Below are 19,864 nucleotides of genomic sequence, written 5' to 3'. Positions count from 1 at the left end.
CGGCCGGTGGCCAATAGATGAGGTCGCTCACCGCCGGGTAGGTCACATTGACCTCGAGGAGCAGCAGGAAATAGCCCATATCCGGATCGGCGGCCTGAATCCTGCGCACGATCTCGACGAGCTCGTCGCGGGTGATGTCGGGCACGCGCGGATACGCCGGGCGGCTCGCCTCCGTGGCGAAGTCCTCGAGACTGCGCGCCCTCCAGTAGTCGGCGAACGCGGACGCGTCGTAGGCGTGCCCGGTCGTCTCGTTGAACGCGGCGATCGCCGCCTCGGCCGCTTCGCGGTCGTCGAGCAGTCGCGAGATCCTCTCGATCTCATGACTCACCTCCGCGAGGCGCCGCGGCGAGACGGGTGGGGGCAGCAGTTCCGGGCGTAGCTCCATGCCCGCATCCTGCCAACGGGAAGCCGGCCCCGAACCGACCGCCGGGATCATGCAGTTGTTCGCGTCAACTACCTAGGGTGGGGCCTTGCGGTGCGAACAACTGCATGATCACGGTTGGGAGGGGCTCCCCTCGGGTGTTCGGTCAGGTCACCACTGGACGGCGACGTACTGCGTCTCCAGGTAGTCGAGCATGCCCTCGTGGCCGCCCTCGCGGCCGATGCCGCTCTGCTTGACCCCGCCGAACGGCGCCGCGGGGTCGCTGACCAGACCACGGTTGAGGCCGACCATGCCGGACTCGAACCTCTCGCTCACCCGAAGCCCACGGGCCAGGTCGCCGGTGTAGACGTAGGCGACCAGTCCGAACTCGGTCGCGTTGGCGAGCCGGATCGCCTCGTCCTCGTCGTCGAACGTGACGATCGGCGCCACCGGGCCGAAGATCTCCTCCTGCAGGATCGGCGCGTCGGGGGAGACGTCCACCAGCACAGTGGGGTCGTAGTAGAAGCCCGGCCGATCCGGCCGGACGCCGCCGACGACCGCCCTCGCGCCCTCGTCGACGCAGGCGCGTACGAGACCGTCGACCTTGTCGACCGCGTCCTGGTTCACCAGCGGGCCGACCTGGGTGGACTCTTCGGTGCCGGGGCCGACGGTCAGTGCCGACATCCGCTCGGCCAGCCGCCTGCCGAACTCCTCGGCGATCGACGACTCGACGTAGAACCTGTTGGCGGCCGTGCACGCCTCTCCGGCGTTGCGCATCTTGGCGACCATCGCGCCCTCGATCGCCGCGTCGAGGTCGGCGTCGGCGAACACGAGGAACGGGGCGTTTCCGCCGAGCTCCATCGAGGTGTTGATGACCTGGTCGGCCGCCTCGCGCAGCAGCACCCGGCCCACCTCGGTCGACCCGGTGAAGGAGAGCTTGCGGACCCGCGGGTCGTGCAGCATCGCCGACACGACCGCGCCGGAGCGCCGGGCGGGCAGCACGTTGACCACACCCGGGGGCACTCCGGCCGCCTCCAGGATCCGGGCCATCGCGAGCGCGGTGAGCGGCGTGTCGCTCGCCGGCTTCAGGATCACCGTGCAGCCCGCCGCCAGGGCCGGGCCGATCTTCCGCGTGGCCATCGCCGCCGGGAAGTTCCACGGCGTCACGAGCACGCAGATGCCGACCGGCCGGTGCAGCACCACGATGCGGTTGGCGCCCGAGGGCGCGGTGGTCACCGCGCCGATGCTCCGGACGGCCTCCTCGGAGTACCACCGGAAGAACTCCGCCGCGTAGGCGACCTCGCCACGCGCGTCGGCAAGCGCCTTGCCGTTCTCCAGCGAGATCAGCCGGGCGAGGTCCTCGCCCTGCTCGGTCATCAGCTCGAACGCCTTGCGCAGGATCTCGGCACGCTCCCGCGGAGCGGTGGCCGCCCACGACCCGGCCGCCCGCTCCGCGGCGTCGACGGCGGCGATCGCGTCATCGACGGTGCCGTCGGCGACCGAGGTGATGACCTCTCCTGTCGCGGGGTCCTGTACGTCGAAGCGGCCACCGTCGCCGGCGGGGACCGCCTTGCCGCCGATATAGAGGTCGGTGAGCAGGTCGCTCACGTGGTCCGGGCTTGTGTCTCCCATGGAAGGCCTTTCGATACAGGGCTCAGTACGGGTTGGCGACGACCAGATCCTGGGCGGGGAACAGGGTGAGGATGCGGCATCCGTCCGGGGTGACGACGACCTCCTCCTCGATCCGGGCCGCCGAGAAGCCGTCGCTCGCCGGGCAGTACGTCTCCAGCGCGAACACCATCCCGGGCTGGAGTTCGATGGGTTCCCGCATGCTGTTGAGTCGCGAGATGATCGGCCGTTCGTGCAGGCCCAGCCCCAGGCCGTGGCCGAACTGCAGGCCGAACGCGGCCATCTCGTTCTCGAATCCGAACTCGGTCGCCTCGGGCCACACGGCGGCCACCTGGTCGGTGCCGACCCCGGGCTTGATCATGCTGATCGACGCGTCCATCCACTCCCGCGCCTTGGTGTAGGCGTCCCGCTGGCTCGCCGTCGCGCTGCCCACGCTGAACGTCCGGTAGTAGCAGGTCCGGTAGCCGTTGAAGGAGTGGATGATGTCGAAGAACGCCTGGTCGCCGGGGCGGATCAGCCGGTCGGAGAAGTTGTGCGGATGCGGGTTGCACCGCTCACCGCTCACCGCGTTGATCGCCTCGACCTGGTCGGAACCCATCTCGTAGAGCCGCTTGTTGGCCAGCGCCACGATCTCGTTCTCGCGGATCCCGGGCTTGAGAACCTCGACGATGTCCTGGTAGACACCGTCGACCATCGCAGCGGCCTGGGTGAGCAGCATGATCTCGTCGGAGGACTTGATCTGCCGCGCGTCGAGCATCAGCTGCTGCGAATCGACCACCGTCAGGCCCTGGCGCTGCATCTCGAACAGGAACGGCGGCTCGACGATGTCGACCCCGACCGGGGCGTCGGCCACGCCGGCGTCCTCGAGCAGGCCCTTGATCTGACGGACGGCGTCCTCCATCAGCCCGGCCGTCGGCGCGATCGCGCCGCGCATGCCCAGCATGCCGGCGTGACAGTTCGCCGGATCGAGCCACGGGCTGTACAGACGGTGGTGCCGCGCCGCGGACCCGAAGTCCCACAGCATCGGCTCGCCGCCCCGGGTGAGCAGGGCGTACCTCGTCATCTTGTCGCCGAGGGCCCCGCCGATCCAGGTCTGCGTGGTGTACCGGATGTTGTAGAAGTCGAAGAGCAGGAAGGCGCCGCACTCGCTGGCCTCCAGCGACGCGCGTGCCCGGCTCAGCCGGTAGTCCCGGAGCCGGCCGAAGTCGACCCGCTGCTCGTAGTCGACCGCCATGTGCCCGGGGGCGGGCAGCGGAGCCGCGGACGTCATGAGCTGTCCTCCTCGTGGGCCGCGCCGAGGCCGTCGTCGACCGCGACGTTCTCGGGTTTGAGCTCCAGCCCCGAGGCGGCGGCCTGGAGGTCGAGCAGGATCGAGAAGTCCTCGTCGACCCGGCCGGTCCCGACGCTGGCCTGCACGAGCTGCGCGGTGAGCGCCGCGAGCGGCAGGGGTACGTCGAGCTGCCGGGCGGCGGCGAGGCCGAGGTCGAAGTCCTTGCGCAGCAGGATCGGCGTGAACGTCGGGGTGTAGTCGAGGTTCACGAACGCGGGGGACTTGTAGCGGGTGAACGCCGAGCCCATGACGCTGTTGTTGAGGAACTCGAGGAACGCGTGCCGCGAGACGCCGCCCTTCTCGACCAGCACGGTGATCTCGGCCATCGTCTGGGTGACCACGCCCAGCATCAGGTTGTGCGCGATCTTGACGAGCCGGGCCGTGTCGCCCTCGCCCACATAGGTGGCCGACTTGCCGATGTGCTCCAGCAGGTGCGCCACAGTGTCGTAGGCCCGCTGCGGTCCGGAGACCACGAGGCTGAGCTCACCGGCCCTGACGACCTTGCCGTTCCCGCTGACCGGTGCGGCGAGGAAGTCGACGCCCCTCGCCTCGCACGCCTCCCGCATCGCGGCCGACGTCTCCGTCGAGACCGTGGAGCAGTCGACGACGATTCCGGGGACGTGCTCGCCGTCGGTGAGCAGCCCGCCCTCTCCCAGCAGCACATGTTCGAGATCGGCCGACGCGGAGACCATCGTGAACACGACGTCCCGGTCGCGCAGGTCGGCGATGGCGCCGCACACCGAGGCGCCGTGCTCCTTGAGGGGCTCCGCCTTGGCGATGGTGCGGTTCCAGGCGGTGAGGTCCACGCCGGCCTTGGCGAGCCGCCCCGCCATGGCGACGCCCATACGGCCGGTCCCGATCCAGCCGACCCGCTGGTCGGAAGGATCTGCGGTCGATTGAGTCATCTAGCCCTGCCCCTCTGCAATCGTTTGTCGTTCAGCGTATGAAATGCTGTTGTGCCGTATCAAGGCGCTGCTCACGGCCATGCCGCCGCGCCGGCTTCACGGCCGTCAGCGAAGCCGTTCGGCGACCCAGTCGGCGGTGTAGGGACGGTGCCAGGGCGCGAGGTTGGCGCAGCCATGGTTGCCGTCCTCGAGCATCAGCAGTTCGACGTCGCCGCCGGCCTCGTCCTCGAGGCGCTTCGCGTGCTGCCACGGGATGAGCCGGTCCTTGCGCCCGAACACGATCAGAAGCGGTGCACTGATCGCCTCGGCCGATCCCTCCATGCTCAGCGTCGAGGCGATGCGGTGAGCCTCGTCATCCGACCTCGCTCCCGATCTGACCTGGAACGTGTGTCTGGTGAGCTGGGGGAGGATGTCCCAGCAGTCGCCGAAGTTGTACGGCCCGGCCAGGGCGACGCAGGCCTTGACCCGGTCGCCGACCGCGGCCGCGACCCGGGGGGCGTAGTAGCCGCCGAGGCTGACGCCCCACACCGCGAGCCTGGACTCGTCGATGTCCGGCTCGGCGCCGAGCGCGTCGAGCATGGCCTTTCCGGGAAGGGACCAGTCCCCTCGGATGGGCAGGTCGTACTCGGCCTCGCCCTGCCCCGGGCCGTCCACGCTGAAGGTGGCGAGCCCGCGGTCGAGGAACGTGTCCTCGACCGACCTCTGTTCCTCCTTGGCGGAGTCCAGCCCGGACAACAGCAGGACCGCGGGATGCGGGCCCGGTCCGGAGGGCAGCCGCAGCACGCCGACGAGCTTGGAGCCCTCGAAGTCGATCTCGACCCGCCGGCCCGGAGGCGACAGGTGCGGCAGAGCGTCCATGAGGCACGTCAGCGCCCGCACGTGCGCCCGCTGCATCTGGTCCAGATCCTCGACGAAGACGAACTTCGCGAAGTGGTAGTAGACGGCGGCACGGGACAGGTGCTGGCCGGCCGAGACGAACCGCCTGCCCGCCAGGGCGTCGCGCCCGAGCGCCTCGTGCTCGGACGCCACCGATGACCAGGCGGCACACCAGTCGGTCCAGTCATCGAGCCCCCCGGTGATCCGTTCGAAGTCGGAGACGGTCACGCCGTTCGTGGTGAAACGGGGCGCCCAGTGCGCGATGGCCGAGGAGACTCGCTCGTCCATGTGGATCAACTGCCTTTCCTGCTCGTTCTGCGAAGCCGCTCGTGTGCCGACCTGCTCGTTCTGTGGACCTGCTGCGTTGTGCAAACGAGTGCGAACCGGCCGCCGGGCGGTCGCTCAGACACTGGTGGTCTCGGTTCCCGTGCCCTTCGAGGACGCGTCCGTGGAAGGTGACGACGCCCTCGTGCCACCGAGATAGAGCGCCGCGATCTCCGGATCGTCCTTGATCGCGGCGGCCGTGCCGGTGAGCCGTACCTTGCCGCCCTCCATCACCACGCCGTGCGTCGCCAGGCCGAGGCCGAGCCGGACGTTCTGCTCGACCAGCAGGACCGTCGTGCCGTCCCGGTGGAGAGAGTGGATGACGTCGGCGACGCCGGCGAGGCTGCGCGGGTCGAGGCCCAGCGACGGCTCGTCGAGCAGGATCAGCTTGGGATCGAGCATGAGGCACCGTGCGATCTCGACCATCCGCCGCTGGCCGCCGCTGAGGTTGCCCGCGTGGTCGCGTGCGCGGTTGGCAACGAGAGGGACCCGTTCCTTGACCATGTCGAGGCGCTCCCGCAGAAGCGCGCGGTTCTTGCGGATCAGGTAGCCGCCCATCAGGACGTTCTCGTGCACCGACATGGCGGGGAAGAGGGCGTGCGACTGCGGCACCTGGGTGATGCCCCTGCGCAGGATCTCGTCCGGCGGCTGATCGCTGATCGCGTCGCCGTTCATGGTGATCTCACCGTCGCTCGGCCTGATCAGCCCGCTGATGACACGGAGCACGGTGGACTTGCCGGCGCCGTTGGGGCCGACGATGCACGTGATCGTCTGCTTGGGGCACTCCAGGTCGACGCCTTGGAGCACGCTCCCGCCGCCGTAGCCCGCGACGACCGCCTTCAGCGACAGCACGTCACCTCACCGCCTCTCCTGTTGCCGCCTCCGGTGAGTGGTCGGCGGGGGGATCCGCTGCCGCCGGCCGCCAGTCGTCGCCGAGATAGGCGTCGAGGACCAGGGGATCCTCCCTGATCCGGGCGGGAGGTCCCTCGGCGATCGGCGCGCCGTGGGAGAACACGACGACGGGGTCGCACAGTTCGAGCACGAGCGGGATGTTGTGCTCGACGATGAGGAAGGTCACGCCACTGGCGTTCAACTCACGGATCACCTCGGTGAGCCGCCCGAGCAGGCTGGGGTTCACCCCACCGGCGGGCTCGTCCAGCAGGATGAGCTTGGGTTGGAGCATCAGCACCTGGGCGAGCTCGACCAGTTTCTGCTGTCCGTACGACAGCGACCCCGCGGGCTGGCCGGCCATGCGGCCGAGACCGACGATGTCGAGCAGGTCCCGCGCCCGTTCCGCCTCGTGGCCGTGCACGGCGCCCGCGAACATCGTCCGCCAGCGCGAGTCGGGCAGGGGCGCGACCACGTTCTCCTGCACCGTCATGTCCTTGAACAGCCGGGTGACCTGGTAGGTGCGTCCGAGTCCCAGGTGCCCTCGTTTCCAGGGACTCATCGCGTCGACCCGCTTGCCGTCGAACCAGATCTCGCCGGAGTCGGCGGTCATCCCACCGGTGATCAGGTTGAACAGCGTCGTCTTGCCCGAACCGTTCGGCCCGATCAGCGCCGTGATCGTTCCCGGGCGGACCGTCAGGTCGGCGCCGTCCACCGCCGTCAGGCCACCGAATCTCTTCGACACCCCGCGTACGTCGAGCAGGGGCTTGTCGTCGCCCGCGCCCGCCTTGGCCTCGTCTCGCACACCCGCTGAGACGACCTCGGGGCGCACCCGCTCGCGCGTCGTCATCGGCCCGCGGCTCAACGCGCCCGCCTGATCGGTGTACTCCACCTCCTCGGGGTGACGCCTGCGCCACCATGCCTCGACGGTCGGCAGGATGCCCTTCGGCAGGAACAGGACCACGAGCATCAGCGCGGCCCCGAAGAGCAGCACGCGTGACTGCGTGCCCCCGCCGTAGACCGTGGCCGCCTCACTGACCAGGTTGACGATGAAGGCGCCGAGGACCGGGCCGTACAACGTGCCCCGGCCGCCGGTCAGGGTGGCGAGCACGATGGTCACGCTGCCGAGGATCGCGAACGAACCCACCGGGTTGATGTACGTCAGGTAGTAGGCGTAGACGCCGCCGGCCACACCGATGGGGAACGCGCTCGCGGCGTACGCCACGATCTTGAAACGCGTGGTGTTGACGCCGATCGAGGCGGCCTTGCCCTCGTCCTCGCGGATCGCGACCAGGCCGGCGCCGAACTTGGTGCGCCTCAGCCACGCGCTGAACAGGACCGTCAGCACGAGCAGGCACAGGAACACGTAGTAGAACGGCATGTTCTGGAAATCGCGACTCCAGAAGGGCAGTTCGAGAGTGATCCCGTCCGATCCCTGGGTGAGGCCCTTGAAGTTGATCGCGAGGATCTGCGCGGCCAGCAGCATCGCGATGGTGATGATCACGAATGCGTGGCCACGGGTCCGGAGCACCACCGAGCCGATCAGCAGCGCGACGAGCAGCGCGACCACTCCGCCGAGCGGCGCGACCCACAGCGGGTTGATCCCCCACCGCAGGGCGAGGATGCCTGCGGTGTAGGAGCCGATGCCCAGGAACATGCTGTGACCGAGTGAGGTGTAGCCGCCGTACCCGGAGATGATGTTCCAACTCGACGCCTGGATCGCCAGCAGGAATCCCACCAGCAGGACTCCCTGCGGGTACGGCTCCCACGGGTTGACGGCCGGGTAAAGCAGCAGCGCGACCATACATATCCCGGCGATGAGATGCGCGCGGGGAAGCGCTCGCAGCCGGGTCATGTCGCGTCCTCGCGGAGCTTGGCGCCGAACAGGCCCTGGGGACGGATCAGCAGCACGACCATGATCACGACGTAGAAGACCAGGGTCGACCAGCTCAGTGAGCCGTACGTCGCGGTCAGCGTCTCGGCCAGGCCGAGGACGCCCGCTCCGATCAGGGCGCCTGGCAGGCTGCCCATCCCGCCGAGGACCACGATCCCGAGCAGCCTCGAGATCCAGTCGTAGTGGGAGGCCGGGAAGAAGGGGTAGAGCACCGACAGGATAGATCCGCCGACGCCGGTCGTGGCGCTGCCGATCGCGAACGCCAGCGCCGCCGTACTGGTGGCGCCGACTCCGACGAGGGCGGCGCCCGACGGGTTCTGCGTCGCGGCGCGGATCGCCCGGCCGGTCCATGTCCGGGTCAGCACGAAGTACAGCGCGCTGAGCACGATCATCGCGGCGAGGAAGCCGAACACCTGCGCCTTCGGCAGCGAGATCGAACCGACTCGGAAGGACTCCTCGAAGTAGGACGGCGTGGCCGACTTGAACTTGTTGCCGGCGGTGATGTTCAGGACGCCTTCGATGACCATCGCGAAGCCGAACGTCAACAGGATCGACATCGACGCGGACGATCCGCTCACACGTGAGACCAGCAGGCGGAAGATCACCCAGCCGAACACGAACATGAGCGGTGTGGTGATCACCGACGCGAGAATCGGATCGATCCCGGTCTCGCGCCACAGCCACCAGGTGACCATGGCCATCAAGATCAGGAACGCACCCTGCGCGACGTTGATGATGTTCATGACCCCGAAGATGAGGGTCAGGCCCGAGGCCATCAGCGCGTAGACCCCGCCGATCAGCAGGCCCAGCGTGATCGCCTGTATCAGTTGTGTCATTCCTGGAACTCCTCGTCGGCTCCACACCTGGAGGGGGCACGGGGCCCGGCGGACGAGGCCGCCGCCGGGCGGGCCATGAAGCGCTTCACGTGCTGACGGCTACTTCCATGCGGGCTTGGGATGGACGATGCTCTTCGAGGTCGCGGCCTCGGCCGGAGCGACCACCTGGGCCTTGCCGGACTGCCACTGGGCGAGCAGGAACTTGCCGTTCGGCTCACCGCTCGCCTTCCAGCTCAGCGGGCCGAGGATCGTCTGCACCGTATTGGCGTGCAGCCAATCGCGGATCTTGTCCTGGTTGATGGCGCCGACCTTCTCGACCGCCGCCTGCAGGACCTGCGCGGCGGCGAATGCGTCGGCGGCGTCCTCGGCGGGGTCGGCGTTGTAGGCCTTCTTGTAGGCGGCGACGAACTCGGCGTTGAGCGGGGTGGTCGCGTCCTGGTGCCAGCTGACCGTGTAGAAGACGCCCTCGGTGTTGGCCTTGCCCACACCGTCGCTGTACTGGCCCGCGTTGCTCGGAGCGGAGGTCTGGAAGAGGGTCTTGGGCGAGTAGTTCAGCTGCTTGAGCGACCGGACCAGCCCGACGCCGTCCTCGAACACCGCGCCCTGCGCGATGAGGTCGGGCTTCTTGCTGGCCAGCGTGCCGGCGATGGTCTGGAAGTTCGTCGTGTCGGCGGGGTAGAGCGAGCTGTAGACCGTCCGGACGCCGAGAGCCTCGAGCTCCTTCTGCATCGTCTGGATCACGGGCTTGGTGAAGGGGTCGTCCTGGGTGGGGTAGGCCGCCGTCTTCGGCCGCTCGGCCTCGGGCAGCGTCTTGACCCAGTCGACGAAGACGTCCGCCTGGTGCGGCGCGCTGGCCGGCTGGGCGAAGAAGAGGTACTTGAAGTTACGCGTGAACATGTTGGTCGCGCCGCCGGCCGGCTCGACGAAGACCATGCCGTTCTTCTCGGCCACCGCCGAGGCGGCGTAATTCAGCAGGGACGAGAACGTCCCGAGCAACAGGTCGACCTTGTCCTGCGTGATCAGCTTCGTGTAGTCGGACACGACTGTGTCCTGGCTGCTCGCGTCGTCGGTGAGCTTGAGCTGGACCTGCCGGCCCAGAATTCCGCCCTTGGCGTTGACCATGTCGCGCCACACCTCGTAGCCGCGCTTAGCCTCGCCGCCCGGCTGTGCGAAGTCTCCGGTCAAGGGAAGGGACGCGCCGATGACGATCGGTTTCTTGGTGTCGCTTTCCGAAGACTCCGACGGTCGCTGACCGCAGGCCGTCAGCGCCAGAGCGGCAATGACGGCCACCGCTACGGCCAACCTGCCTGGACCTCGCCGAGATCTGCCGCGGACCTTGGGGTGGTGGCAAGGAGATGAGGCGGTCATGAGCCCTCCTCTGTGAGCTTTGTGACGCCTGGACGTATTGACCGCAAACGATTGCGGTGTGCAGCAGCATGGGGTTTAGTCTTTTTACTGTCAATAGCTCGACCGGGTTCGTCAGCGCGTTCCTGCAAACGAGTGCAAGCCGCCGCGACCGGTTCGGTCCGGCCGGTGCGAGGAAGGGGAACTGCGGATCGTGACACGCCAACTCGTGGTCGGTGCCTTCAGCCCATCCGTGCTGCTGCGCGTCGGCCGGCGTCTCGGCCTGCTCGATCAACGAGGTCTGAGCGTGCTGGAGAAGGCCGTCCCGTCCTCGCCGGCGCAGTGCAGAGCGCTGCTCGACGGCGATCTCGACGCGACGCTCACCAGCCCCGACAACGTGGTCGCCTACCGCTTCGTCGCCGACAACCCGCTCGGCGAGACCGCCGACGTGAAGATCGTCGCGGCGATAGACCGGGGGCTCGGGCTCGGCGTCTATGGGCGACCCGGGATCACCTCGGCCGCCGACCTCAAGGGCGCGGACATCGGTGTCGACGTGCCCGGCTCCGGATTCGCCTTCGGGCTCTACGCGTTGCTGGAGACTCTCGGCCTCGACCGCGGCGACTACCGCGTGGTCACCCTCGGTTCCACGCCCCGCCGCCTCGATGCGTTGCTGGCCGGCGGTTGTGACGCGACGATGCTGAACGCGGGCAACGAGCTGAGGGCCGAGGAGGCCGGCGCGGTGCGGCTCGCGGGGCTCACCGACGTGTGCCATCCCTACCTCGGCACGGTCCTGAGCACGGTCGGCGACCGAAAGAGGGCGCTCGTCGAGGCGCTCGCCGACGCCCTCCGCGACACCGCCCGCGAGATCTCGGGCGGCACCGTCGACCACATCGTGGTCGAGGAGGCGTCCGCGGCGCTGAAGCTTCCGGACGCCCTGGCCGCACGCTACCTGGAACGGTTGAAGGACCCCGCGGAAGGGCTCGTCGTCGACGGCATCGCCGACCTTCAGGCGATGGAGACGGTCGTCGGACTGCGACGGAGGTACATGCCGGCACTGGTCGACGGAACCGACGTGCTCGCGACCGCGCTCGACCCTTCGCGGGGACTCATCGACCCGTACGTGACGACCCGCCGATGACCGAAAGCTCTTCGCGGGCACCGCGACAGCTGCAAGTGGTCGCGTTCGCCAGCACGCTCGACCGGTTCGCGATGCCGCCGATGCTGATCGCGATGGCGCGCGATCTCGGTGCACCGCTGTCAATGATCATCAACGCGGCCGGTGCCTACTTCCTGGCGTACGGGCTCATGCAGCCGGTGTGGGGGATGGTCTCGGACCGCATCGGCCTGGTGCGGACCATGCGGGTGGCGCTGTCGCTCGCCGCGGTGAGCACGACCGTGGCGGCGTTCGCGCAGAGCCCGCTGGCCCTCGGCGTGACCCGGGGCCTGACCGGTGCGTGTTTCGCCGCGGCGGTGCCGGCGAGCCTGATCTATATCGGTGACACGGTGTCGTCCGAACGGCGGCAGCCGGAGGTGACCAGGCTCATGGCCGGCGTCGCGCTGGGAACGGGGTTCGCCTCTGCCGGCGCGGGCGCGCTGGCCGAGTTCACCAGCTGGCGCTTCGCGTTCGTGCTGACCGGCCTCATCGCTCTCTGTCTCGTCGTCTCACTCGGCAGGCTTCCCCGGCCGCCGATCGTGCGCGAACACAGCAGCCTGCTCGCGCCGCTGGCCGCGGTCGCCCGTTCGGGGCCGACCCGGCTGGTCCTCGCCCTGGCGTTCCTCGAGGGCATGGTGCTGCTCGGAGTGCTGACCGTACTGCCCACCGCCGTCGAGGCGTCCGGGGCCAGCGCGTCCGTCGCGGGAGCCGTGACCGCCCTGTACGGTGTCGCCGTGTTCGGGTTCGCCCGCTTGGTAGGGGCGTTGGCGCACCGCACGCGTGCCTCACGACTCATCGCGCTCGGTGCGGCCGCGGCCGCGGCCGGATGCGGACTGGTCACCCTGTCCCGTTCCCCCGCAGTGGCGCTCGCGGCGGCCTGCTTCCTCGGTCTGGCCTGGGTTTCGATGCACTCGTCGTTGCAGACATGGGCGACGGAAGTGCTGCCGTCCGCTCGTGCCACGGTCGTATCGGGGTTCGCCGGGGCGTTGTTCCTCGGAAGCGCCGTGGCCGCTCAGCTTGCCGGAGGACTCGCGCAGGCTCACCGGTACGCTCAGATCTTCGCCTGGGCCACGGCGCTCGCGATCGTGCTCGGACTGTTCGCGACCTTGGGGCGTACGCGATGGATCGGACCGGAAGGAGAGCCGGGCCCATGAGCGTCGAACGTCCTTCCGAGCCGCGACGGGATGCCCCGGAGGGCAGGCAGCCGCAGCAGCCCGCCACGCTTCGTGACGTCGCCGAGGTCGCCGGAGTGCACGCCACCACCGCGTCACGAGCGCTGAATCCGAAGGCGCAGCAACTCGTCAACGCCGAGACGGTGCGACGCGTGATGCGGGCCGCCGAGGAGCTGGGGTACCAGCCGAACCCCATCGCACGCAGTCTCAAGACCTCGAAGTCGAGCACGGTTGGCCTGGTCATCCCAGACCTCACCAACCCCCTGTTCCCTCCGATCGTCCGCGGGATCGAGAACGTCCTCGAGTCGGCCGGCTACAGCGCCCTGATCGTCAACACCGACAACGACCCGCAGCGTGAGCGAGCATTGATCGAATCGCTGAGGTCACGTCAGGTCGAGGGCCTCATCATCGCCACCGCGCTGCTGGACCATCCCCTGCTCCAGCGGTTGCAGGAGCAGGACGTCAAGATCGTTCTCATCAACCGCCGCATCGAGAACCTGCGGATGCCCTTCGTCGTCGGCGACGACGCCACGGGCATCGCTCTCGCCGTGAAGCACCTGGTCGACCTGGGCCACACCCGGATCGCCCACATCGCGGGCCCCCAGACCACCTCTACGGGTGTCGTGCGATCGCGCGCCTTCCGGCACGCCATCCGCGATTACGGGGTGGTGGACGACCCCGCCCTCATCGTCGAATGCGCGCACTGGAGCGAAGGCGACGGCGCCAGTTCGATGCGTGAACTGCTCGACCGTGGGACGGGATGCACGGCCGTCGTCGCGGGCAACGACCTGATCGCGCTGGGCTGCTACGACGTGTTCGCGGAACGGGGCATCTCATGCCCACAGGACATCAGCGTCGTCGGCTTCAACGACATGCCGTTCCTCGACAAGCTCCGCCCGCCCCTGACGACCGTGGGCGTACCGCACCACGAGCTCGGGGCCGAGGCGGCCCGCATGCTGCTCGACTGCATCGAGGAACCGCAGCGGCACCCGCGTTCGCTGTTGCTGTCGGTCTCGCTGGTCCTCCGTGACTCCACGGCGGCTCCGCGCGCCTGAGCCTCGATGAGCTCCCCTTCCCTCTCGGAAACGGGACCCGCGCCACCGGGCGGCCCGGTGGCGCGGGAATATTCCTTTGCGCGCCGAACCGATGCCTGCCTAGGCTCACCCGCGTGCGGCGTACCATTGTCATCGGCGACATCCACGGCTGCTTCGACGAATTGCTCGAACTGCTGGAGAAAGTCGACCTCCGCGCCGACGACCTGCTGGTCAGCGTCGGCGATCTGGTCGATCGCGGTCCGGCGCCCGGTGACGTGGTCGGGCTTTTCCGCGAGCGGCCGAACTCGGTCGTGGTCATGGGCAACCACGAACGCAAGCACGTGCGCGGGATCTTCTCCTACGCGCAAGAGATCACGCGCCTGCAACTGGGCGAAAGCTACGCCGAGACGGTCGACTGGATGCGGACACTGCCGTACTACTTCGAGAACGAGCATGTGCGCGTCGTCCACGCCGCGATGTTGCCCGGGATCGCGCTGGCCGACCAGAAAGAGGAGATCCTCTGCGGCTCGACCAGCGGCGAACGAGAGCTCACCGCGCTGTTCCCTGACGGCTACTGGCACGGTCACTACACCGACGCCAAGCCGGTCGTGTTCGGCCATCACGTGACCGGGCGTGAGCCGATGATCCGCGACGGCAGGATCTTCGGCCTTGACACCGGGGCCTGCCATGGCTGGAACCTGACCGCGTTGTGCGTCCCGGGATTCACGATCCACTCGGTCGAGGCGCAGGCGGACCACTGGTCGATCGCCAAGCGCCAGTGGCAGTTGCCCGTCCTGAAGACCAAACCCTGGCGTGACTTCACCTGGCCGGAGCTGGCTCAGGAGATCGCGCGGTTCTCCTCGTCATCGGACGCCGCAGCACGCGGCTGGCTGGAGGCGCTCGAAGAGTGGGCCGCGGACCTGCGGTCGCTTTTCCCTGCCCTGGTCGCCGCGGCGCATCGCGTCGCCGACGAGCTCACCACCGACCAGCTGCGACGGCATCCCGCCGCGAAGTTCCTGTTCCAAGCCCGTAACGGCCGGCTCGACCAGACCAGCCTGGCCAGGCAGTGCTCGACGCCCCGCAGGACCATCGACCTGGCGGCCGCGTTGGGGCTGATCGTGCCCGAACCGCCCGGCTGAGTCTCCCGTGCGTCGCCGCGCCCGTAGCGGCCTCCGACCGCGCCGGGCTACCGGCCGTCCTGGGGCAGCCGGGCGGCCCGGGTCTGCAGGTAGTGCTGTTCGGGGAGGCTGGTGGTCAGGCGGGCCGCCGTCCGGACTCGACATCCCGCCGGTCAGCCCTGAGGGTGCCTGCCGTACTTCTGGAACAGCCCGCGGACCTCGTCGAGGGGGAGCGCCGCGATGGTCCTCCCGTTGCCCGTCGTCGTGGTCGCCATGAAGAGCGAGTTGTAGACGGCCTCCTCCGTCGCCTCGAGCGCCGCCTGGAAGAGCGGCGACATCGCGTCGTTGGGCAGCAGGGTGAAGGGGCGTGGGGCCGTCTCGCCGTGCCGTTGCCGCAGCCCGGTCGCGGTGGAGAAGGCGATGGCGAAGTCGCCGCTGCCGTTCGAGTACGCCGACCCCGTCCGGGCCAGTCCGAAGTTGGCCCTCGCCGCCAGCCGCTCCAGGTTGCGCTCGCCGAGGGGTGCGTCGGTGGCGATGACCATCATGCAGGAGCCGTCCGCCGACGAACCGCCGTCCGGCGTGGCCGCGGCGGTGGTGGGGGCCCTGAGCTCCTCGCCGACCGGCACCCCTTCGACCATCAGCGTGCCGCCGTAGTTGGTCTGGACCAGGACCCCGACGGTGTAGCCGCTCGGAAGCACGCGTGAGGAGGTGCCGATGCCGCCCTTCCAGCCGAAGCAGATCGTCCCGGTGCCCGCACCGACCGCTCCTTCGGCCACCCGTCCCTGGGTGGCGTTCTCGATCGCCTTCTCGACGTCCCGGGTGCTGACATGGCGGCCCCGGATGTCGTTCAGGGTCCCGTCGTTGGTCTCTCCGACCAGTGCGTTGACCGAGCGGACGTCTTCGTTACCCGGCTGCTCGAGAGTCCAGCCCACGACGGCGTCCACGGCACGTCCCACGCTCAGCGTGTTGGTGAGCACGATGGGCGTCTCGATGGTCCCCAGCTCCTGCACCTGGGTGGAACCGGCCAGTTTTCCGAACGCATTGCCCACGAACACTGCGCCGGGCACCTTCTCCTGGAACAGATTTCCGGCGTGCGGCAGGATCGCGGTCACCCCGGTGCGCACGTTCTTGCCGCGGTTCAGCGTCACGTGGCCGACCCGCACCTCGGCGACGTCCGTGATGGCGTTCTGCTTCCCGGTGCCGAAGTTACCGGGAGTGACTCCGAATTCTCTTGCGCGCATGCGCCCTCCGCTCGCACCCGACGGGGTGGCCGGTGCGGCGGCGGATGCGGTGGCCGCGAATGCCGGCCCGGCCAAGGAAGCCCCTGTTAGCACCGTTCCCGCATACAGCGCGTCGCGTCGTGAGATTTCCATTCTCTGCCCACCTTCGGTCACAGCAAGATCCAATGCCAAACGATCATCGCCGGATCGGCTACCGCAGGGAAGGGGCGGCGGGCGTTCCGCTGAATCGAATGGGCGGCGTTAGGGTCGTGGCATGGCGGCGGATGCGGGGTCGGTGCGGGTCGATGTGTGGATCTGGTGCGTACGGCTGGTGAAGACCCGTTCGATGGCCACGGCCGCCTGCCGCGGCGGCCATGTCCGGGTGAACGACGAACGCGTCAAGCCGGCCTCGGTGGTGCGACCCGGTGACGAGGTGCGGTTGCGCCATGGCGGGCGCGAGCGGATCGTCATCGTGCGGCAGATCGTGCGGAAACGGGTCGGCGCGCCCGAGGCGGCGGAGTGCTTCACCGACAACAGCCCACCGCCGCCGCCGCGCGAGGCCCTGATTCCGATCGGACGGCGTGATCGCGGCGCGGGCCGTCCGACCAAACGCGACCGGCGCGAACTGGAACGCCTTCGCGCGAGCCAGGCCGATCCGGACGCCGGCTGAGGGAAGGGCTCACCTACCTGCCGCGATCTCGCAGGTGAGCGGTCGCGCCGTTGGCGGACGCCGGCGTCGACCAGGTGCTGTTCGATCTGCCCACGCTTCCCCACGAGGAGACCTGCCGGACGCTGGACGAACTGGCGGCCGTCGCGCGGTCGTTCGCACGATGACGATTTCCGACACTCCCAGAAGCCTGGACGGGCCTTTGCGGTGGGTCGCATGTCGCGCACATGAGCGGGTGTGAGAACACGCAAATTTGCCATATGACTGGGGACTTTTCGGTACATAACGCCACTTGTTAACCGGTTTACCCACAAATATGCTCAGGCCGACCTAGCTCGGGTCATGCGGCAACGCTTGCTCTCGAAAGAGGAAGGCCCCCCGCCATGCTGCACCGCACAGCCGCGCGCACCTTGATCGGTGCCTGGAACTCCAGCGTCCAGAACGTCCGTCTGGTCAAGGTCTCCTCGGGCGGGCGCGCCGAGATCCGAATCGTCGCCGATGACGGCTGGCCGCGGGCCACGCTCGGGCCGGTCCGCCCCGGCGGCCGGGTCACCGTGTGGTTCGGCCGGCAGGCCGTGAACGACGGGTACGACACCACCCGGATCGCCGCGCACGAACTCGGTCACAGCCTCGGCCTGCCGGACCGCAAGCCCGGCCCCTGTTCGTCGCTGATGTCCGGCTCGACCGGCGGAGTCGCGTGCAGTAACGCCACGCCCAACGCGGCCGAGCGGTCCGCTGTTAACGCGAACTATGCAGGAGCCGCGGTCTCGGTCCAGGATTCCTCCAGCGGCGGGATCGTCGTGGACGCTCCCTGACGACCCCGGTTCTGCCGTCTGCGGCGCGCTTCCCGCCCGCACTCCGCATCGTGGATCACTGGGCCCGTCCTCCTCGCGCTCTCGCGATCGCGGGGATGACGGGCCCGCCGTGTCCGGCGGCGAAGCCGCAGGCCGGCCGTCTTCGCACTCTGAAGCGACGTCCTACCGCCGATCATCTACTCGAAGTGGGACGGGTCTCCGGCGCCCCTGCGCAGGATCTCGGGTTCGTCCTGCGAGAAGTCGATGACCGTCGTCGGCACGTCGCCGCACTCGCCAGAGTCGATCACGGCGTCCACCACGTGGTCGAGCGTCTCCTTGATCTCCCAGCCCTGGGTCATGGGTTCGGACTCGCCGGGCATCAGCAAGGTGCTCGACAGCAGCGGTTCGCCCAGTTCGGTGAGCAACGCCTGCACGACGGCGTGATCAGGGATCCGGACGCCGACCGTCTTCTTCTTGGGATGCAGCAGTCGCCGTGGCACCTCTTTCGTCGCCGGCAGGATGAAGGTGTAACTGCCGGGAGTCACCGCCTTGATCGAGCGGAACAACGCGTTGCCGACCTGCACGAACTGGCCGAGTTGAGCGAAGTCCCTGCACACCAGGGTGAAATGGTGGCCGCTGTCGAGGCGGCGGAGTTCTCTGATCCGGTCGATGCCCTCCTTGTTGCCGAGCCGGCATCCGAGTGCGAAGCACGAGTCCGTCGGGTACGCGATCAGCCCGTCCGAGCGGATGAGATCGACCACCTGACGGATCGCCCGGGGCTGCGGGTTGTCCGGATGCACGTCGAAGTACTTTGCCATGCATGGGAGCTTAGAAGCCCAGGCCCCGGCGCCGGACCCGCGAGCTGAGCGATCTTCATCCCGTGCACCATCACCCGCGCTGTGGGATAGGGGATCGACCTGCTGAATCAGCGGTCGATTCGGGGGTATTCCGACCGAATACGGTCCGTGTCGGCCGACGGGGGAGCAGTCGCCCGGCGAGGGCAGGCCGCTTGATGCACCGGGGGGCAGGATGACCGATTGGGCAGCCCAGGAGACCCCGTCCGCGTCCGCGACGGGTACGGTCACGCTCGTGGAGGGTACGTCCTTCTGCGTCTGTGCACGGTCGGGGGACATTGAGCACGGCGGGATCCACGGCATCTTCTTCCGGGACACTCGCCTGGTATCGCGATGGGAACTGCGGGTCGACGGCGAGCCGCTCGAGCCGTTGACCGTGATGCCCGCCGATCCGTTCTCGGCGACATTCCTGGGCCGGGGACGGCCCCGGCCCGGCAAAGCCGAGAGCAGCCTCCTCGTCACGCGTGCCCGTTACGTCGGGGCCGGCATGCGCGAGGACATCACGGTTCACAACCTGTCGCACGAGCCGACCGGGCTGAACCTCGAACTCCGCGTCGATTCGGATCTCTGTGACCTGTTCGACGTGAAGGCCGGCCGCATCCGCGCACGTGGTGATCTTTCGATCACCGTGGAGGTCGACAGTCTGGAGATCGCGGTGTGCCTGCCCGGCCGGCAGCGGGGGGTGCGGATCAGCGCCAACCGGGCCTTGGCCGGGCAGGGAGGGCTCTCCTTCCTCATCGCCGTTCCCGCCCGTGGCACATGGCGAACGACCGTGCTGGTGCAGCCGGTGATCGACGGCGAGGAGGTGCCGCCGCGCTTTCCTCCACACTGCCCGACCGCCCATGCCGACCCGGTGCGCCGTCTGCAGATCTGGGAACAGGAGGCACCGGTGGTGTGGACCCAGCACTCTGGCCTGGCGAAGGCGCTGGAGCGGAGCCGGGCGGATCTCGGCTCACTACGGATCTTCGACGAAGCACATCCCGATCGGCCGCCCTCGGTCGCGGCGGGTGCGCCCTGGTTCATGACGATCTTCGGGCGAGACTCCCTGATCTCTTCGTTGATGACGCTGCCCCTGGACACCTCGCTGGCGCTGGGCACGCTCTGGACCCTGGCGGACCTTCAGGGCGAGCGGATCGACTCCCTCAACGAGGAGGAGCCAGGCAAGATCATGCATGAGCTCCGAAGCGGCGTCGACTCCGGCGTCTTGCACGGCACCCCACGCGGTGCCGCCTACTACGGATCGGTCGACGCCACGCCGCTGTTCGTCATCGTGCTCGGCGAACTGCGTCGCTGGGGTCTGCACGAAGAGCAGGTGAAGAGGCTGCTGCCGCACGCCGACCGGGCGATGGAATGGATCGAGCAATATGGCGATCTCGACGGCGACGGCTTCGTGGAGTACCAGCGCAAGACCGATCGTGGCCTGATCAACCAGGGGTGGAAGGACTCCTACGACGGCATCAACTTC

General features: G+C 68.7%; 17 protein-coding genes and 1 pseudogene. 7 read left to right on the top strand and 11 right to left on the bottom strand.

Annotated elements, in window-relative coordinates; translation table 11 throughout:
- The 9 genes from HKK72_RS25220 to HKK72_RS25180 form a co-directional block, all read right to left on the bottom strand.
- On the bottom strand, window positions 1–385 hold a 385-nt coding region (locus tag HKK72_RS25220; protein WP_187236907.1), incomplete at its 3' end, for a hypothetical protein.
- Between the two features lie 147 nt (window positions 386–532).
- Window positions 533–1,993 carry an NAD-dependent succinate-semialdehyde dehydrogenase gene (locus HKK72_RS25215; protein ID WP_187236906.1) on the bottom strand — a complete coding sequence of 487 codons (1,461 nt, stop codon included), beginning with the start codon at window positions 1,991–1,993 and terminating at the stop codon, window positions 533–535.
- 22 nt (window positions 1,994–2,015) lie between these two features.
- Window positions 2,016–3,260: a M24 family metallopeptidase gene (locus HKK72_RS25210; RefSeq protein WP_187236905.1), complete on the bottom strand. Its 1,245-nt coding sequence runs from the start codon at window positions 3,258–3,260 to the stop codon at window positions 2,016–2,018.
- On the bottom strand, window positions 3,257–4,225 hold the full coding sequence (locus HKK72_RS25205; RefSeq protein WP_187236904.1) for an NAD(P)-dependent oxidoreductase: 969 nt from the start codon (window positions 4,223–4,225) through the stop codon (window positions 3,257–3,259). Before HKK72_RS25205 ends, HKK72_RS25210 begins: the two co-directional genes overlap by 4 nt.
- A gap of 105 nt (window positions 4,226–4,330) precedes the next feature.
- Entirely contained in the window at window positions 4,331–5,389 is a 1,059-nt protein-coding gene (locus tag HKK72_RS25200) for an alpha/beta hydrolase family protein (RefSeq protein WP_187236903.1), read from the bottom strand.
- Window positions 5,390–5,503: 114 nt separating this feature from the next.
- On the bottom strand, window positions 5,504–6,277 hold the full coding sequence (locus tag HKK72_RS25195) for an ABC transporter ATP-binding protein (protein WP_187236902.1): 774 nt from the start codon (window positions 6,275–6,277) through the stop codon (window positions 5,504–5,506).
- 1 nt (window position 6,278) lies between these two features.
- A complete protein-coding gene (locus HKK72_RS25190) occupies window positions 6,279–8,168 on the bottom strand; it encodes an ABC transporter permease subunit (RefSeq protein WP_187236901.1) in 1,890 nt (629 codons plus the stop codon).
- Entirely contained in the window at window positions 8,165–9,043 is an 879-nt protein-coding gene (locus HKK72_RS25185) for a branched-chain amino acid ABC transporter permease (protein WP_187236900.1), read from the bottom strand. Before HKK72_RS25185 ends, HKK72_RS25190 begins: the two co-directional genes overlap by 4 nt.
- A gap of 99 nt (window positions 9,044–9,142) precedes the next feature.
- Window positions 9,143–10,333: an amino acid ABC transporter substrate-binding protein gene (locus HKK72_RS25180; protein ID WP_222721106.1), complete on the bottom strand. Its 1,191-nt coding sequence runs from the start codon at window positions 10,331–10,333 to the stop codon at window positions 9,143–9,145.
- Window positions 10,334–10,601: 268 nt separating this feature from the next.
- Between HKK72_RS25180 and HKK72_RS25175 the strand changes: the two genes are divergently transcribed.
- The 4 genes from HKK72_RS25175 (at window position 10,602) to HKK72_RS25160 (ending at window position 14,885) form a co-directional block, all read left to right on the top strand.
- Entirely contained in the window at window positions 10,602–11,525 is a 924-nt protein-coding gene (locus HKK72_RS25175) for an ABC transporter substrate-binding protein (protein ID WP_187236898.1), read from the top strand.
- On the top strand, window positions 11,522–12,694 hold the full coding sequence (locus tag HKK72_RS25170; RefSeq protein ID WP_187236897.1) for an MFS transporter: 1,173 nt from the start codon (window positions 11,522–11,524) through the stop codon (window positions 12,692–12,694). The genes HKK72_RS25175 and HKK72_RS25170 overlap by 4 nt, the downstream gene beginning before the upstream one ends.
- Window positions 12,691–13,767: a LacI family DNA-binding transcriptional regulator gene (locus HKK72_RS25165; protein WP_187236896.1), complete on the top strand. Its 1,077-nt coding sequence runs from the start codon at window positions 12,691–12,693 to the stop codon at window positions 13,765–13,767. The genes HKK72_RS25170 and HKK72_RS25165 overlap by 4 nt, the downstream gene beginning before the upstream one ends.
- 113 nt (window positions 13,768–13,880) lie before the next feature.
- On the top strand, window positions 13,881–14,885 hold the full coding sequence (locus HKK72_RS25160; RefSeq protein ID WP_187236895.1) for a metallophosphoesterase family protein: 1,005 nt from the start codon (window positions 13,881–13,883) through the stop codon (window positions 14,883–14,885).
- Between the two features lie 152 nt (window positions 14,886–15,037).
- On the opposite strand, the gene HKK72_RS25155 is transcribed toward HKK72_RS25160, so the two are convergent.
- Window positions 15,038–16,105: a P1 family peptidase gene (locus HKK72_RS25155; RefSeq protein WP_187236894.1), complete on the bottom strand. Its 1,068-nt coding sequence runs from the start codon at window positions 16,103–16,105 to the stop codon at window positions 15,038–15,040.
- 253 nt (window positions 16,106–16,358) lie between these two features.
- Here HKK72_RS25155 and HKK72_RS25150 point away from each other — a divergent pair, with 253 nt between their 5' ends.
- Together HKK72_RS25150 and HKK72_RS25145 are read left to right on the top strand one after the other, a co-directional pair.
- On the top strand, window positions 16,359–16,754 hold the full coding sequence (locus tag HKK72_RS25150; protein ID WP_187236893.1) for an RNA-binding S4 domain-containing protein: 396 nt from the start codon (window positions 16,359–16,361) through the stop codon (window positions 16,752–16,754).
- Window positions 16,755–17,164: 410 nt separating this feature from the next.
- A pseudogene (locus HKK72_RS25145) lies at window positions 17,165–17,566 on the top strand (snapalysin family zinc-dependent metalloprotease); the annotation flags it as partial.
- Between the two features lie 176 nt (window positions 17,567–17,742).
- Here HKK72_RS25145 and HKK72_RS25140 read toward each other — a convergent pair.
- Window positions 17,743–18,363, bottom strand: a complete 621-nt coding sequence (locus tag HKK72_RS25140) for an L-threonylcarbamoyladenylate synthase (protein ID WP_187236891.1) — start codon at window positions 18,361–18,363, stop codon at window positions 17,743–17,745.
- 211 nt (window positions 18,364–18,574) lie between these two features.
- Between HKK72_RS25140 and HKK72_RS25135 the strand changes: the two genes are divergently transcribed.
- A partial coding sequence (locus HKK72_RS25135) for a glycogen debranching N-terminal domain-containing protein (RefSeq protein WP_315987438.1) occupies window positions 18,575–19,864 on the top strand: 1,290 nt, incomplete at its 3' end.

The organism is Actinomadura sp. HBU206391, from assembly GCF_014323665.1.
Classification (GTDB): Bacteria; Actinomycetota; Actinomycetes; order Streptosporangiales; family Streptosporangiaceae; genus Actinomadura_C.
Note: the sequence above shows the minus strand (reverse complement) of the source record. Positions and strands in the feature narration are given on the sequence as shown.